Annotated in this window: 18 protein-coding genes and 1 other RNA gene; 12 read left to right on the top strand and 7 right to left on the bottom strand. The window is 60.5% G+C overall.

All coding sequences use genetic code 11. From position 1 onward, the window contains the following. Positions 1-23: 23 nt before the first annotated feature. From ssrS to NYP16_RS13105, 3 genes are all read right to left on the bottom strand, one after another. Positions 24-186, bottom strand: a non-coding RNA gene (gene ssrS / locus NYP16_RS13115) — 6S RNA. Positions 187-198: 12 nt separating this feature from the next. Next, positions 199-516 (bottom strand): cell division protein ZapA, encoded by a 318-nt coding sequence (locus NYP16_RS13110; protein ID WP_274944609.1) that lies wholly within the window; start codon positions 514-516, stop codon positions 199-201. Between the two features lie 9 nt (positions 517-525). Continuing rightward, positions 526-855, bottom strand: coding sequence for a hypothetical protein (locus NYP16_RS13105; RefSeq protein WP_274944608.1), 330 nt, complete (start codon positions 853-855; stop codon positions 526-528). Between the two features lie 322 nt (positions 856-1,177). On the opposite strand from NYP16_RS13105, the gene tkt reads away from it, so the two are divergent. The 9 genes from tkt (at position 1,178) to NYP16_RS13060 (ending at position 9,699) form a co-directional block, all read left to right on the top strand. Next, positions 1,178-3,163, top strand: coding sequence for a transketolase (tkt, locus tag NYP16_RS13100; RefSeq protein WP_274944607.1), 1,986 nt, complete (start codon positions 1,178-1,180; stop codon positions 3,161-3,163). Positions 3,164-3,219: 56 nt separating this feature from the next. Next, entirely contained in the window at positions 3,220-4,230 is a 1,011-nt protein-coding gene (gene gap / locus NYP16_RS13095) for a type I glyceraldehyde-3-phosphate dehydrogenase (RefSeq protein ID WP_274944606.1), read from the top strand. 17 nt (positions 4,231-4,247) lie between these two features. Beyond that, positions 4,248-5,444 (top strand): phosphoglycerate kinase, encoded by a 1,197-nt coding sequence (locus tag NYP16_RS13090; protein WP_274944605.1) that lies wholly within the window; start codon positions 4,248-4,250, stop codon positions 5,442-5,444. Between the two features lie 5 nt (positions 5,445-5,449). After that, the gene (locus NYP16_RS13085) at positions 5,450-5,839 is read left to right on the top strand and encodes a hypothetical protein (protein WP_274944604.1); all 390 of its coding nucleotides are present in this window, start codon (positions 5,450-5,452) and stop codon (positions 5,837-5,839) included. A 106-nt stretch (positions 5,840-5,945) separates the two neighbouring features. Continuing rightward, positions 5,946-6,866, top strand: coding sequence for a class I fructose-bisphosphate aldolase (locus NYP16_RS13080; RefSeq protein WP_274944603.1), 921 nt, complete (start codon positions 5,946-5,948; stop codon positions 6,864-6,866). A gap of 11 nt (positions 6,867-6,877) precedes the next feature. Continuing rightward, entirely contained in the window at positions 6,878-7,507 is a 630-nt protein-coding gene (thiE, locus tag NYP16_RS13075; RefSeq protein ID WP_274944602.1) for a thiamine phosphate synthase, read from the top strand. A 104-nt stretch (positions 7,508-7,611) separates the two neighbouring features. Then, on the top strand, positions 7,612-8,178 hold the full coding sequence (gene efp / locus NYP16_RS13070) for an elongation factor P (RefSeq protein WP_274944601.1): 567 nt from the start codon (positions 7,612-7,614) through the stop codon (positions 8,176-8,178). Positions 8,179-8,189: 11 nt separating this feature from the next. Further along, positions 8,190-9,005 (top strand): inositol monophosphatase family protein, encoded by an 816-nt coding sequence (locus NYP16_RS13065; protein WP_274944600.1) that lies wholly within the window; start codon positions 8,190-8,192, stop codon positions 9,003-9,005. A gap of 160 nt (positions 9,006-9,165) precedes the next feature. After that, on the top strand, positions 9,166-9,699 hold the full coding sequence (locus tag NYP16_RS13060; protein ID WP_274944599.1) for a hypothetical protein: 534 nt from the start codon (positions 9,166-9,168) through the stop codon (positions 9,697-9,699). Between the two features lie 100 nt (positions 9,700-9,799). Here the strand turns inward: NYP16_RS13060 and NYP16_RS13055 are convergent, their stop codons facing one another. After that, positions 9,800-11,602: an ABC transporter transmembrane domain-containing protein gene (locus NYP16_RS13055; protein ID WP_274944598.1), complete on the bottom strand. Its 1,803-nt coding sequence runs from the start codon at positions 11,600-11,602 to the stop codon at positions 9,800-9,802. Between the two features lie 202 nt (positions 11,603-11,804). Here NYP16_RS13055 and rpmE point away from each other — a divergent pair, with 202 nt between their 5' ends. Next, positions 11,805-12,032, top strand: a complete 228-nt coding sequence (rpmE, locus tag NYP16_RS13050; protein ID WP_274944597.1) for a 50S ribosomal protein L31 — start codon at positions 11,805-11,807, stop codon at positions 12,030-12,032. 71 nt (positions 12,033-12,103) lie between these two features. Here rpmE and NYP16_RS13045 read toward each other — a convergent pair whose 3' ends face one another. Next, positions 12,104-12,571: a DUF1465 family protein gene (locus tag NYP16_RS13045; protein WP_274944596.1), complete on the bottom strand. Its 468-nt coding sequence runs from the start codon at positions 12,569-12,571 to the stop codon at positions 12,104-12,106. Between the two features lie 177 nt (positions 12,572-12,748). Between NYP16_RS13045 and NYP16_RS13040 the strand changes: the two genes are divergently transcribed. Next, positions 12,749-13,213, top strand: a complete 465-nt coding sequence (locus NYP16_RS13040; RefSeq protein WP_274944595.1) for an Hsp20 family protein — start codon at positions 12,749-12,751, stop codon at positions 13,211-13,213. Positions 13,214-13,285: 72 nt separating this feature from the next. On the opposite strand, the gene NYP16_RS13035 is transcribed toward NYP16_RS13040, so the two are convergent. Then, positions 13,286-14,047 (bottom strand): PEP-CTERM sorting domain-containing protein, encoded by a 762-nt coding sequence (locus NYP16_RS13035; RefSeq protein WP_274944594.1) that lies wholly within the window; start codon positions 14,045-14,047, stop codon positions 13,286-13,288. Between the two features lie 333 nt (positions 14,048-14,380). Next, complete coding sequence (locus tag NYP16_RS13030) at positions 14,381-14,581, bottom strand: DUF1192 family protein (protein WP_274944593.1); 201 nt, start codon at positions 14,579-14,581, stop codon at positions 14,381-14,383. Between the two features lie 84 nt (positions 14,582-14,665). Between NYP16_RS13030 and NYP16_RS13025 the strand changes: the two genes are divergently transcribed. Continuing rightward, positions 14,666-15,673 carry an NAD(P)H-quinone oxidoreductase gene (locus NYP16_RS13025; protein WP_274944592.1) on the top strand — a complete coding sequence of 336 codons (1,008 nt, stop codon included), beginning with the start codon at positions 14,666-14,668 and terminating at the stop codon, positions 15,671-15,673. The last annotated feature ends 30 nt before the right edge of the window (positions 15,674-15,703 follow it).

The following is a 15,703-nucleotide window of genomic DNA, read 5'->3' as shown; positions in this document are numbered from 1 at the left end:
CACACTGAATAAAAATGGTGAGTGGCGGGACCACCATGGGCCGTTGAGTCTTGTCATCCTCTGGCGCCAAAGTGCCAGGTGGGAGCCATATGTCCGGAACCAGGGTTCCAGCCAGGGACAGCCCCCGGATCGAGATGATTATCGCCCCAGGGATTGATCGTGCTCTGACGCGCCGGGCAGTACCCGCCGTCTCTATACTTAGGGCTTCTCAAGCCGCGCTGCAATATCCTCAATTTCAGCCGCAGCCGCCGCGAGCCGTTCTGCAAGGTTCGCAACCTGTCCGTTACGCTCCCCGGACCCGGCCGGAATGCGGTCCCGGGCCTCCATCAATTCGTCGGCAATGACCAGCGCAGCCATCAGGAAAAGACGGGAATCTCCAACGTTTCCAAGGGACTGCTGAAGACCTTCGACCTTTTGATCGATATAGAGCGCAAGCTTCTCCAGCCGGGCTTCTTCCCCGTCCTTGCAGGCGAGTTGATAGCGCTGATTAAATATTGTGACGGTTACCTGCCCCATCGATTGTCCTTAGTCTCCGCCAGGAATGAGGGCACGCAGGCGCTCAATAGCCACGTCAAGCCGTTGTCCGAGGTCGTGACGCTGCCGCTCAAGCTCGGCATGTTCGGCCAGAAGCCGGGCATGGTCCCGCTGAAGCTTGTCATAATCCCGCTGAAGCGCGACCAGCCGAGCCCCATCCTCATGACCGGCGCTCTCATGGTCAGAAACCGGCAGTCCCCGGCCCATGGTCGCAAGCCAGGACAGACGCTTCACCGCCCCTTCGAGACGCACAAGATGTTCGGCGACCGATTCGGGCTCACCGCCCGGATGGCTGGACCCTGACGCAGCCTTGGCTGGCATCCCGCTCCCCTTCACAGTTCCTCGCCCCCTAAAAAATCACGCAACCACAAGGCCGTCACGCCTGATCTTCCGCCAAGACTAAACGGATAAACCCCCTGAAATCCACCCCTTTTCTATCTTTTTGCATAGAGCCTCCGCAGTTAAGCTCCGGTTCCGGCCGACTAAGGGGAAAAAGGTTGACGAAAGTTCAGTCAATGGCCATTGTGACGCCCGGATTTTAAGGCCAAAACGGCCCTCCGGGCCCCCGCCGATCTGACAGCTTCGGATCGGTCGCGTGCCCCCCGTCCGGCCCCCCAGGACCGGCAGCTGAGAACCGAGTGAAATGAGCATAGAAATTACGTCTCCTACCCAAACGCAGATGGCCAATGCTATCCGCGCGCTTTCCATGGACGCCGTCGAAGCCGCCAATTCCGGACATCCCGGCATGCCCATGGGCATGGCGGACGTGGCCACGGTGCTGTTCACCAAATTTCTGAAATATGACCCGAAGGCCCCGAAATGGCCGGATCGCGACCGCTTTGTGCTGTCGGCGGGTCATGGCTCCATGCTGATTTACGCGCTTCTCTATCTGACCGGCTACGACAGCCCGACCATTGGCGACATCAAGAATTTCCGCAAGCTCGGCAGCCCCTGCGCCGGCCATCCGGAAAATTTCCATCTTGAAGGCGTCGAGACCACCACCGGCCCGCTTGGCCAGGGTCTCGCCACCGCCGTGGGCATGGCCATGGCCGAACGCCATCTCGCCGCCCGCTTCGGCGACGATCTGGTCGATCACCACACATACGTGATCGTGGGCGACGGTTGCCTCATGGAAGGCATCAGCCACGAAGCCATCTCGCTTGCCGGACATCTTCAGCTCGGCCGCATGATTGTGCTGTGGGACGACAACGAAATTTCCATCGACGGGCCGACGAGCCTCTCGGTCTCCGACGACCAGAAAACCCGCTTCATCGCTCAAGGCTGGCATGTGCAATCGGTCGATGGCCATGACCCGAAAGCCGTCGAAGCCGCAATCGCCGCCGCCAAGATCGACCCGCGCCCAAGCATGATCGCCTGCCGCACAGTCATCGGCTACGGCGCGCCGACCAAGGGCGGGACATCGGGGGCTCATGGCTCGCCGCTCGGCAAGGACGAAATCGCCGCCACCCGCGCCGCTCTCGGCTGGCCTTATGAGCCGTTCGACATTCCGGCCGATATCCTGAACGCCTGGCGCAAAGCCGGAGAACGCGGAGCCCAGGCCCGCGCCGACTGGACCGCGCGCCATGCCGCCTCCGGCGACTCCGCGACCTTCGACAGCGCCATCTCGGGTACTCTCCCGGCCAATCTCGGCGCGGAAATCAACGCGCTCAAAGCCTCGATCAGCACGGCGGCAAAGCCTGTCGCCACCCGCAAGGCGTCGGAAATGGCCCTTGATGTCGTCAACCGCGTGGTTCCGATCACCATCGGCGGCTCGGCTGACCTCACCGGCTCGAACCTCACCAAGACCAAGGATCAGGCACCGATGACGGCGGCCGATTTCTCCGGCCGCTATGTCTATTACGGCGTCCGCGAATTCGGCATGAGCGCGGCCATGAACGGCCTCGCCCTCCATGGCGGCGTCATTCCTTACGGTGGCACCTTCCTGGTGTTCACCGACTATGCCCGTTCGGCCATCCGCCTGTCGGCGCTGATGAAACAGCGGGTCGTTTATGTCATGAGCCATGACTCGATCGGTCTCGGCGAAGACGGTCCGACCCATCAGCCGATCGAACATCTCGCAAGCCTGCGCGCCATGCCGAACCTTTATGTGTTCCGCCCGGCCGATGCGGTCGAGACGGCGGAAGCCTGGGAACTCGCGCTTGAAGCCACGGAAACGCCCTCGGTTCTGGCCCTCACCCGCCAGAACCTGCCGATCCTGCGCGACAATCATACGGACGAAAATCTGAGCGCCCGCGGCGGTTACGAACTCCGCGCCGCCTCGGCCCCGGCCCGTGTGACCCTGATGGCTACCGGCTCCGAAGTCGAAATCGCAGTCAAGGCCCGCGACCTTCTCGAAGCCGCAGGCATTCCAGCCCGCGTCGTCTCCATGCCCTGCATCGAGCTGTTCGACAAGCAGGATAAGGCCTACCGCGATCAGGTTCTCGGCCGCGGCACGCTGCGCGTCTCCATCGAAGCCGCCGCCACTTATGGCTGGGATCGCTATGTGGGCGAAGACGGCATGATGTTCGGCATCGACAGCTTCGGGGCCTCGGCTCCGATCCAAGACCTTTATCGCCACTTCGGCCTTGAGCCGCAGACGATTGTGGACGCCATTCGGAAACGCGTTTAAAACCGGCGTGAATTTCCGCTTTTGACCTTTTCTGTTCTGTTAAGGAGCGCAAGAATATGACCATTCGGGTTGCAATCAACGGGTTTGGCCGCATCGGCCGCAACGTGTTTCGCGCCATTGTCGAGTCCGGCCGGACCGACGTCGAAGTGGTGGCCATCAACGATCTGGCCTCGGCTGCGGACAATGCCCATCTGCTGAAATATGATTCCGTGCATGGCCGTTTTCCGGCCACCGTCACCGTCGAAGGCAATGACCTTGTGGTCAATGGCAAGAAAGTCGCCGTCACCGCCGAGCGTGACCCGGCCAATCTGCCGCACGCTGCCATGAACATCGACATCGCCTTTGAATGCACCGGCTTCTTCACCGACGCCGCGAAGGCCGGCGCGCATCTGACCGCTGGCGCGAAAAAGGTCCTGATCTCGGCTCCGGGCAAAGGCGAAGACATCACCGTCGTCTATGGCGTCAACCATCACCTCCTGAAGGCTGAGCACAAGATCGTCTCGAACGCCTCCTGCACCACCAACTGCCTGGCTCCGGTGGCCAAGGTGTTGTCGGATCTGGTCGGCATCGAACGCGGTTACATGACCACGATCCATGCTTACACCAACGATCAGCGCATTCTCGATCAGGTTCATTCGGACATGCGCCGCGCCCGCGCAGCGGCCCTCTCGATGATCCCGACCTCGACCGGTGCTGCAAAGGCCCTCGGCCTCGTGCTGCCGGAACTGAAGGGCAAGCTCGACGGTTCCTCGATCCGCGTGCCGACCCCGAACGTCTCGGTTGTCGACCTGAAGTTTGATGCCGGTCGCGACACCACGGTGGAAGAAATCAACGCGGCGCTCAAGGCAGCGGCTGCATCTGGGCCGCTTAAGGGCGTGCTTGATTATGTCACCGACGAGCTGGTCTCCATCGACTTCAACCACAGCCCGTTCTCGTCGAACTTCGACGCCACCCAGACCCAGGTCATCGACAAGCGTCTGGTGCGTATCCTCAGCTGGTACGACAACGAATGGGGCTTCTCGAACCGCATGTCCGACACCGCTGTCGCCATGTTCAACGCCAAGTGATTGAGGAGCGGGAGAGCATGACGACGCGCTTCAAGGGCATAGATGATCTTGACGTCACCGGCAAACGCGTGCTGGTGCGTGCCGACCTCAATGTCCCCATGAAGGATGGTCAGGTTACCGACGATACGCGCATCCGCGCCATCGTTCCGACCATCGAAGCCCTGCTGCAAAAAGGCGGCCGGGTCATCGTGCTCTCCCATTTCGACCGCCCGAAGGGCAAGGTCGTGCCCGAAATGTCCCTGAAGCCGCTGGCCGCTCCCTTGGCAGCCGCGCTCGGCCAGCCCGTGGCCTTCGCCGCTGACAGCATCGGCCCGGTGGCTGAAACCGCCGCCGCTGCCTTGAAGAACGGTGACGTCCTGCTGTTGGAAAATGTCCGCTTCCATGCGGGCGAGGAACAGAACGACCCGGCCTTCGCCGCAGCCCTTGCCAAATCCGGCGACGTCTTTGTCTCGGATGCCTTTTCCTGCGCCCATCGCGCCCATGCCTCGACCGAGGGTCTGGCCCATCTGCTGCCGTCCGCCGCTGGTGTCACCATGAAGGCCGAACTCGTGGCCCTTGAAGGTGCTTTGGGCAAGCCGGTGCGTCCTGTGGTCGCCGTCGTCGGCGGTGCCAAGGTGTCGTCCAAGCTCGATGTGCTGACCCATCTCGTTGAAAAGGTCGATCACCTGATCATCGGTGGCGGCATGGCCAACACCTTCCTTGCGGCGCAAGGCATCAAGGTTGGCAAATCCTTATGCGAACATGATCTGGCTGACACCGCCCGCGACATTCTGGCCCGCGCCAAGGCCGCAAACTGCACCGTGCATCTGCCGACCGACGTCGTGGTCGCCAAGGAATTCAAGGCCGGAGCCGCCGCCCGCGTGGTAGCCGTGGGTGACGTGGCCGACGATGACATGATCCTGGACGTTGGCCCGGCAAGCGTTGCTGCTCTCGGCGATGTGCTCAAATCCGCGAAAACCCTGATCTGGAACGGCCCCATGGGTGCCTTTGAAATCGAGCCCTTCGACAAGGGTACGGTCGCTTTGGCCCAAGCTGCGGCCAAACTCAGCCGCGCCGGATCGCTTCTGACCGTGGCCGGTGGCGGCGACACCGTGGCCGCCCTCAATCATGCAGGCGCGGCGCAGGATTTCAGCCACATCTCGACCGCTGGCGGCGCTTTCCTTGAATGGATGGAAGGCAAAGACCTGCCCGGCGTCACCGTGCTTGAACAGTGATCGTCATGACGGCCCACCCGCTTAAGGTCGTCATCGTCAGCACCCATCGTCATATGCTGGCCGCCGCCGACTATTCGGGGCTGCCGGATTTTTTTGTCATGACCGCGCCCGCCGCCGCCGGATATGCCGGGCCCGGTTATCTGAAGCTGCTGGCTGACCTCGCCCCCGAGCTTCCCGTCATCATCGACTGCGGCGACGATCCGGGCCTTGCGCTCCGGGCGCTTGAGCTTGGCTGGCGCTACCTCCGCCTCAGCGGGCCAACCCTTGAAACCGTAAAAAGCGCCGCCGCCACACTAAGCGCCGTGGTTTTCACCGACGCCGATCTCGGGGACCGCCTGACGCTCGCTCTGGATCGCGATCCCGAGCCCGCCCTCGGCCAGTTTCTCGCCGCCTGAGGCCGCTAAAATACCCGTAGGATTTGCTTATTTGGGGACCTTGCGCTACACAACTGTCAGAAATCAACAGACCCAACGGCAACCGTTTTACAGGGGACCGCACCGCATGAAACTCACGCGCAAAGTGAAAGAAATTCTGTCCTGGTACGAGAGCGACAATCCCGGCACCAAGGCCAATCTCGCCCGCATCATGATGACCGGCAAGCTCGCCGGGACCGGCAAAATGGTTATCCTGCCTGTGGATCAGGGCTTCGAGCATGGCCCCGCCCGCTCCTTCGCCCCGAATCCCGAAGCTTATGATCCCTGGTATCATCCGCAGCTTGCGATCGACGCTGGCCTCAACGCCTATGCGACCCCCCTTGGCATGATGGAAGCCGTGGCCGACCGCGTGGCCGGTCAAGTGCCGCTTATCCTCAAGATGAACTCCGCTAACTCGTTGTCGGGTCTGAGGGATCAGGCCATCACCGGCACCGTGCATGACGCCCTGAAGCTCGGCTGCTCGGCCATCGGCTTTACCATCTATCCGGGGTCCGACGACTGCTATAATATGATGGAAGAGTTCCGCGATCTGGCTGAAGAAGCCAAAGCGGTCGGTCTTGCAGTTGTGTTGTGGTCCTATCCGCGTGGCGGCGACATCACCAAAGACGGTGAAACCGCCATGGATGTTTGCGCTTATGCCGCTCATATGGCTGCCCTCATGGGCGCTCATGTCATCAAGGTGAAGCTCCCGAGCGACCATCTTGAGCAGGGTGAAGCCAAAAAGGTCTATGACAAGTACAAAATCGACCTGTCGACCCAGGCCACCCGTGTAGCTCACGTGATGCAGGCCGCGTTCAATGGCCGCCGCATCGTTGTGTTCTCGGGCGGCGCCACCAAGGGGGCGGACTCGGTTTATGATGATGCTCGCGCGATCCGCGATGGCGGCGGCAACGGCTCGATCATCGGCCGCAACACCTTCCAGCGTCCGCGCGACGAAGCGCTCAGCATGCTGAACAAGATTGTCGGCATCTATCAGGGCAAGGAATAAGGATTTCTTTCGTGTCGGATTGCAGACTTTACCTCATCACCCCGCCAGCCTTCGACCCGCGGGCCTTTGCCGAGCCGCTCAAGGCGGCCTTGGGCGCGGGAGATGTGGCTTCGCTGCAATTGCGGCTGAAAGACGCCTCTGCTGATGCCGTGCGCTGGGCCGCAGAAGTTCTGATGCCCATCACGCAGGCTCATGACGTCGCCTTTATCGTCAATGACCGCCCCGATCTCGCTCGCGAAGTCGGGGCGGATGGCGTCCATATCGGCCAGGAAGACGCGTGCTATGAAGAAGCTCGCAAGATTGTCGGCCCAAGCTCCATCGTCGGCGTCACCTGTCACAACTCCCGCCATCTGGCCATGGTGGCCGGAGAAAAAGGCGCGGATTACGTAGCGTTCGGCGCGTTTTTCCCGACCAACACCAAAATCGCCAAGGCCCATGCCACCCCGGACATCCTGAGCTGGTGGGCCGAGCTGTTTGAAATTCCCTGTGTCGCCATCGGCGGCATCCGCGCCGAGAACGCCAACCCGCTGGTGCAGGCTGGGGCCGATTTCATCGCTGTCAGCGCCGGGGTCTGGGACCATCCAGAAGGCCCGGCCACAGCCGTTCAGGCCTTCAACGCCCTCTTTCACGGGGTGCAGTAGACGCCCTCCGGCGCTTGATCCGCCTTCGCATTTGCCTTCCACGCGGTTAACTGCTAGTTTCCGCGCGAATTTACATTGTCAGTTTTTATATCCGGACATCTCACATGAAGATCAACGGCAACGCGATCCGTCCCGGCAACGTGATCGAACATCAGGGCGGCCTTTGGGTCGCGGTTCGCATCCAGCATACGCAGCCCGGCAAGGGCGGGGCTTATCTGCAGGTCGAACTCAAGAACCTGCGCGATAACCGCAAGCTCAACGAGCGCTTCCGCTCGTCCGAGACGGTCGAACGCGTGCGCCTTGACCAGAAAGACTATCAGTTCCTGTTCGAAACCGAAGGCATGTACACCTTCATGGACCAGGAAAGCTATGAGCAGATCAATATCAGTGGCGATTTCCTCGGCGATCAGGCCCTGTTCCTGCAGGACGGCATGAAGGTCGTGGTCGAATCCTATGAAGACGAGCCAATCGGCGTCCAGCTCCCCGAGAGCGTGATCCTTGAAGTGGTCGAGACCGAACCGGTGGTCAAGGGCCAGACGGCGTCCTCTTCCTACAAGCCCGCCAAAATGAGCAACGGCATCCGCGTCATGGTGCCACCCTTTATCAATTCCGGCGATGTCATCGTGGTGGCGACCGAAGATTCGTCCTACGTCAAACGTTCCGACGCCTGAGATCATTCATAATGGCGCTTCAGTCTGCAAATATCACAGTCATGGCCTCCGCCGCCCGCAAAGCGGGGCGTTTCCTCGCCCGCGATTTCGGCGAGGTCGAGCATCTGCAAATCTCCCGTAAAGGCCCGGCTGACTTCGTCTCTCTCGCCGACACCAAAGCCGAACAAACCATCGTCGCCGAATTGAAACGCGCCCGTCCCGGCTATGGCTTCCTGCTGGAAGAAGGCGGGGAACTTGCGGGCACGGACAGCGAGCATCGCTGGATCATCGACCCCCTGGACGGCACCACCAACTTCCTCCATGGCCTGCCGCATTTCGCGATTTCCATCGCCCTTGAGCGGGCCGGGCAGATTGTCGCCGGGATCGTCTATCAGCCGCTGACCGATGAATTGTTCTGGGCCGAACGCGGCCGTGGCGCTTATCTCAACAGCAAGCGCCTGCGCGTGTCCGGCCGCCGCGATCTGAACCAGTCGGTGATCGCCACCGGCATTCCGTTCCTTGGTCGCGGGGATCATAAGGCTTATCTCGGCGAACTCGAGGTGATCATGGCTGAAGTTGCGGGTATCCGCCGCTTTGGCGCCGCCTCGCTCGATCTGGCTTATCTGGCGGCCGGTCGCTTCGACGGCTTCTGGGAAAGCGGCCTCTCATCCTGGGACATTGCCGCCGGGATCCTGCTGGTTCAAGAAGCGGGCGGCAGCGTGACGGAATTCAACAATCAGGCAAACATGCTGGTCTCGGGCGAAGTCCTCGCCAGCAACAACCTGATCCATGGTCCGTTGATGCGTCTTTTGCGCAACGCCCGTCAGAATAACAAACCGTCCGTTTAACCCACGCCCAGCCATGGATGGACGGCCAAGTGCCGGATGGTTAATCTGTCCGGCAATCGATGCAGTCAACAGAGCAATGCCCGTGACGCGCTCCGCCGTCCTTCTCAGCCTACTTCCCGTCTTGATGCTCCCCGTCATTGCCCAGGCCGCTGACCGAGGGGTGACCATCAACCTGCAAGCCGTCGAAGAAATGGCCGGCCCCGAAGCTGCCGCCAAGGTCGATGCCGGAATGCATGCTGCCCCCCGGAGCGGCGGCAAAGACGACGCCAGCGACCCGCAGAACTCTGACAATCCCGCCCCCCAGGTCGGTACGGGCGACTTGCTGCAAATCCTTTACGCCCATGGCAATCTGATCATCTCTGAGGCCGCGAAGGATTCCCTTGATGACTGGGCCCTCGCGTCTCTCAGCGCGGATTCAAAGGTCGAGATCCTGAGCTACTCCGGCACCGCAGGCCCCGCCTGGGCAAAAACAGCGCCTGCAGCAGGCCCCCCGAACAACGAGCCAGCGCCCGGCATCGCCACCTATTCCTTGCATGAAGCGATCCGCACCGCCTTTAAACGGGCCCTCGTGGTGCGGGACATCCTGATCGCCCATGGCGTCGCCGAAAGCAATATCACGCTTCGGGCCATCGGCCCGACCGGGGATCAGGGCCCGGCCGAGCGCATCGATGTCGTCGCCCTCAAGGACGGCTGATTACCCTGTCATTGCGAGGCGCAGCCGAAGCAATCCAGCCTTCCCCGCTCGAAAATATCTGGATTGCTTCGGCTGCGCCTCGCAATGACGTTTTAGGCCATCATAGCGCCGTGACGGCTCCGAATTGCCGTTCGGCCAGACGGGCATAAAGGCCGCCCGCGCGACTCAATTGATCGTGAGTACCTTCGGCCACCACCTGACCTTCATCCATCACAATGATGCGATCGGCCTTGAGGACGGTCGCGAGACGATGGGCAATCACAAGCGTCGTCCGGCCCTCCATCAGATGTTCAAGCGCCCCCTGCACAAGGCCTTCATTTTCAGCGTCAAGCGCACTCGTGGCCTCGTCCAGCAGAAGAATCGGGGAATCCTTCAGGATGGCGCGGGCAATGGCAATGCGCTGGCGCTGACCGCCCGACAACCGGGTTCCGCGCTCCCCAAGGAAGCTGTTGCCGCCTTCGGGAAGGGCATGGATGAAATCCTCCGCCGCGGCCGCACGGGCTGCGGCCCAAACCTCGTCTTCGCTCGCCTCAGGGCGGCCGTAACGGATGTTATCGAAGGCCGAAGCCCCGAAGGTCACCGTATCCTGCGGCACGATGGCAATCTGACGCCGGAGCGCGATGGGATCAAGATCAGGCAAGGCCAGGCCATCGACCAGGACGCGCCCGCTTTGCGGATCATAAAACCGCAGCAACAACTGGAACACCGTTGACTTGCCTGCGCCCGAAGGCCCAACCAGCGCCACCGTCTCGCCCGGCTTCACCGTCAGGCTGAAATCCCTGAGCGCCGCGCCATCCGGACGACTCGGGTAATGGAAGGTCACATTCTCGATGGCGATGGCGCCTACGGAGGGAGCCGGCAACGACTTCGGTGCCGCCGGTGTCTTGATTGGCGATTCCGTGGCCAGAAGCTCGGCAATGCGGGCCGCGGCACCAGCCGCGCGTTGAAGTTCGCCGTAGACCTCGCTCAAGGCCCCGACTGCGCCGGCAACGATGATCGCATAGAACACAAAGGCCGCAAGCTCACCGCCCGAGGTCTTACCCGCGATGACATTGGTGGCGCCCTTCCACAACACGAAATCGATGGCCCCGAACACGAACAGAATCACCAGTGCCGTCAGCCAGGCCCGGGCCCGGATGCGTTCCCGCGCGGTGTTGAAGGCATCCTCGGCGATACGGGCGAAGACCTTGCGTTCGGTCTCCTCCTGCGCGAAGGCCTGCACGGTCTGAATGGCCGCAAGCTTTTCACTGGCTGCCGCCCCCACCGCCGCCACGCGATCCTGGCTGAGCCGCGACAACACCCGCACCTTGCGACCGAATAACACGATCGGCACCACAACAAGCGGGACACCCAGCAACACATAAGCCGTCAGCGTCGGGCTGGTGACGACCAGGAACACCAGCCCGCCGATCAGCATCAGCACATTGCGGAGCGCGATCGAGGCCGAGGACCCAACCACGGTTTCAATCAGCGCAGTGTCGGTGGTCAGCCGCGAGGTGATTTCGCCGGTCTTGGCGGTTTCGAAGAATTCCGGGCTCAGTTTGATCACATGGCCGTAAACGGCGGTGCGGATATCCGCCACCACCCGTTCGCCAAGCCAGGACACCAGATAAAACCGTCCGAAGGTGGCAAAGGCCAGCAACGTCACGATGCCAAGGAGGGCCAGAAAGTAAATATCGATAAATTCGCCGTTCGAGGACAGAAAGCCTTGATCAACAATGCGCCGGATGGCCTGACCGATCCCGAGCATGGCTCCGGCGGCAAAAACCAGCGACACCAGAGCCCCGGCCATCACGAGCTTGTGCGGCGCAATAAACGGCCACAGGAACTTGAGCCGCCCCAGATTGCGGTCCACTGGTTCCGTCTGGACCACAGCCCCGATTTCAGCTCGTCTTCTTGCCATTGGCAACCTTTCCGCCTCGTGAGAAAATAAGGGGGAGAATAACGTGTGGCGAGGTATATCAAGGCCAAGCCCATGCCTCAACCCGAATAGCCCGGCAACGGATAAAGAAACAGCGAAGAATCCGCTTTTGCCTCGCGCACAAGACTTGCGCTTTGCCTGCGGCTTCGGTATATGAGGGCCTCGCATTGGCTGGAGACGAGCTATGAAGCAAAATATTCACCCCGACTACCATCCCATCACCGTGGTGATGACGGACGGGACGGCTTACAAGTCACGGTCGACTTGGGGCAAGGATGGCGACACCATGAACCTGGAAATCGATTCCATGGTTCATCCGGCCTGGACTGGCGGCGGGCAGCGCATTCTGAGCGCCGACGGCCGTGTTGCCCAGTTCAACAAGCGCTTTGCGAGCTTCGGCCTCAAAAAGTAAGTTTGTCCAATTTCAAAAAAAGGCGTCATCCTCGGGTGACGCCTTTTTTTATGGCCGGATTGAGAATTTTCCTAGGAATCCAACCGCCGTAACAGATCATGTACGGGGTTGTCCTGCCCTATGCCGTCCATCAGGCGGTCTTCAAGACGGGCGACACGCTCATAGATCTGGCGGCTGGCCCCGAGCAGCTCGCGCAGGCGATCTGGCAAGGCTTCAGCCCCGGACATGGCCGGACCCAGGCAGATTTCCCGCCCGCCCAGCCTGCGCCCGGGCGACAGCCCCTCATCAGCGGTCATTTCACCCTGGGCCACCGCCCGATGCACCAGAAGCCAGGCCACCGCCTGCATCAGACGCGTCGTCACGCGCAGCGCTTCTCCGGTAAAGACCGTGCGGCCCGACTCGGCCAGCCTGTCCCGGTCCGCCACCCCATCATGCTCAAGATAACAGGCCGTCTGCTGCACCAGGATCATGGCCTCACCAAAAGCCCGCTCCAGAAAGGGAGCGTCCGGATGGCCCGTATGGGGGAGAGACTGTGTCATCCCGCAAGCCTAGCAGAATGAAGTTAACAAATCGTCCCGATAAAACGGCCCTTGAAAGCGTAAGATGGCATCTTATCTCATAAACACCGGATGCCTCCGAGAGGGTCCGGGATCGCAGGCCGGCCAATCATGCGCCGATCGTGCGAGGTTTGGATCGCTTACTTGAAGGATTGAACCATGCGTAGTTTTGACTTGTCCCCGTTGCTTCGGTCCACCGTTGGTTTTGACGAAATCAACCGTCTGTTCGAAACCGCCTTGCGCGGCGACAGCAGTGATACGACCTACCCGCCTTACAATATCGAAAAGGTGAGCGACGACACTTACCATGTGAGTATGGCGGCGGCTGGCTTCAGCCCCGATGAACTCGATATCACTCTGCAGGACGGTGTTTTGATCATCTCCGGCAAGGCCAAGACCGAGGCCGAGGACAAAGACCGGAATTATCTCTATCGCGGCATTGCCCGCCGCGCCTTTGAACGCCGCTTCCGTCTTGCCGACACCATCAAGGTGGTGAACGCAAGTTTTGAAAACGGCCTTCTCAACATCAATCTCAAGCGCGAAGTTCCTGAACATATGAAACCGCGCAAAATTGAAATTACCCCCGTGCACCAGGCGGAAACCCTGCCGAGCCAGGCTGCGTAAATTTCAATAACCGAATAGAAAACGGCGGCTCCCGTGGGCCGCCGTTTTCGTGTTTCGGATCGTGAGCCTGCCTTAGCCGCGACGGCGACGCACGAAACCGAGGCCGGTAAGACCAAGCCCGAGGAGCGAGAGCGCAGCCGGGGCCGGTACATCTTCCTGCGGGTTCGGACCCGAGTTCGGATCTTCAAAGCTGAAGGTGATGCTCTTCAGTTTCCAGTCGCTGCTGCCGCCGCCACTGTTCATACCGGCCAGGATCCAATAAAGATTGGTGGCCGAATAAGACGAGAAATTGGTGATCGGATCAGCCTTGCCGCCGTAAATCGTCGTGCTGTTGTTATTGATATTCACGGTCGCGGCGTCATTCTTGTCGTGATAGCCGAAATCGATGTTGAGAATTTGCACATTCAAGCCCGCGAAATCGAGCTTGAGGAATTCACGCACGCCATGGCCGTCCTCCATGACATTATCGACCGCATGATCATTGTCTGTGACATTCTTGATGACCGTCTTGTTGACCTTATCCTTGTCCTTGCAGCTCGACTTGCCGGACGGGCAAACCTTCTCGGTCGTCGTGTAGCTGTAGTTGGTCGAATTGCCGAGACCTTCGGAATACTGACCGATGCGCGAGGTGATGTTGGTCTCGCCATTGAGCGCGAGCGCACCCGCCGTCACGGTGACGCTGACGCCGCCACTTGTGAACACCATGTTGTTGCCCGACTTCAAACCACCATTGCCGGTGAAATTGATCGTCACCACACCAGCTGAAGCCTGAGCCGCCATAAGGCCCATCGTGACGCCGACGCAAGCCTCTACAACTTTACGTAGAATTGCCATGAGTATCTCCTGAATACTGAAATCTAAGTTGCCAGCTACAAAGCAATTTTCATGCCATATTATTTTTATCAGCAAATTCAATATATTGTCCAGACACTGAACAGTTAGCTACAGGGTCCCGTCAAGTGAACTGACAGGTCCTGCCCAACATGTCCCAAAACTGGAATCACAGTCTTTATCTTTAATTTTCAATATGTTGATTTAAATTAGCCTGCCGACAATTCAAAGTTGTACGCTGATGAAACCCGGAACTTCAACGCAGACGCATGGCGACGGCACCGCCACGGATGCCGTCTCAATATGACCTGAGCATTCAGGAGAGGGATGCAGGGCTTATCGCTTGAACAGCTCCTCGGCCACTCCGCGCAAACTCGATTTGGCTGCGAGCGCCGTCCGGGTCCGGTCCTGTTCCGCTTCGAGCAGGGTTATTCTGAACATAAGCTCCTCCCGCGACAGGCGATCGAGATCTTCCCGCGTCAGATCCAGCAAAGCGGGCGAGCGCACCCGCCGGTCTTCTTCATCTTCCAATGCCATCATCGTCCTCCCTCTTGTTCAAGGATGCTTGACCCTGCGGTCATCCAAGCCATGATAGCGGTGGAACAAGACGGAGTGAAGCACATGTCCCATCCCCTACCGAGCCATATGACCGCCATCACAGCCCGCGAATTCGGCGGGCCCGAGGTGCTTTGTCCGCAATCCCTCGCCGTGCCCAGCCCTGGCCCCGGCGAAGTGCTGATCCGCGTGGCCGCTGCGGGCCTCAACCGCCCGGACGTGGTGCAACGTGAAGGTCACTATCCACCGCCGCCCGGCGCACCCGATACGCTCGGACTGGAGATTGCGGGCGTCATTGTTGCCCTGGGGGACAGTGTCAGCGACATCGCCCTTGGCGACCAGGTCTGCGCGCTTGTGGCAGGTGGTGGCTATGCCGAATATTGCCTCGCCCCGGCGGCCCAGGTGTTGCCGGTGCCTGCGGGCTTTTCCATGGTCGAGGCCGCCGCCATTCCGGAGACCTTTTTCACCGTCTGGTCCAACCTGTTCGACCGCGCCAGGCTTCGCGCCGGAGAAACCCTTCTGGTCCATGGCGGCACATCGGGTATCGGCACCACCGCCATCACGCTGGCAAAAGCGCTTGGGGCATATGTTCTCACCACTGCGGGCTCAGACGAGAAATGCGCCGCCTGTCTCAAGCTCGGAGCTGACCTCGCCATCAATTATCGCAATCAGGATTTCGTCGAAGCCGTCAAGACCGCGACCCATGGCAAGGGCGTGGATGTCATTCTGGATATGGTCGGCGGTGATTATACCGATCGCAATCTGAAGTCGCTCGGGAACGACGGCCGGCTGGTACAGATCGCCTTTTTGCAAGGACCAAAAGTCGCAATCAATCTGCTGCCGGTCATGCTGAAGCGCCTGACCATCACCGGCTCTACCCTGCGCAACCGCGAGATCGCCTTCAAAGGCGCCATCGCCGCCGCCCTGCGCGAGCATGTCTGGCCGCTGTTCGAAGCCGGAAAATGCCGCCCGGTAATCGATTCAACATTTCCGCTTAAAGACGTGATCAACGCCCACCGCCGTCTTGATGAAGGTGCCCATATCGGCAAGATCGTCCTCACCCTCGAAAGCTGAGGAATATCACAAACAGGCATCCGCATGCGT

Source organism: Govania unica, from assembly GCF_027920805.1.
Lineage (GTDB): Bacteria > Pseudomonadota > Alphaproteobacteria > Sphingomonadales > Govanellaceae > Govanella > Govanella unica.
Note: the sequence above shows the minus strand (reverse complement) of the source record. Positions and strands in the feature narration are given on the sequence as shown.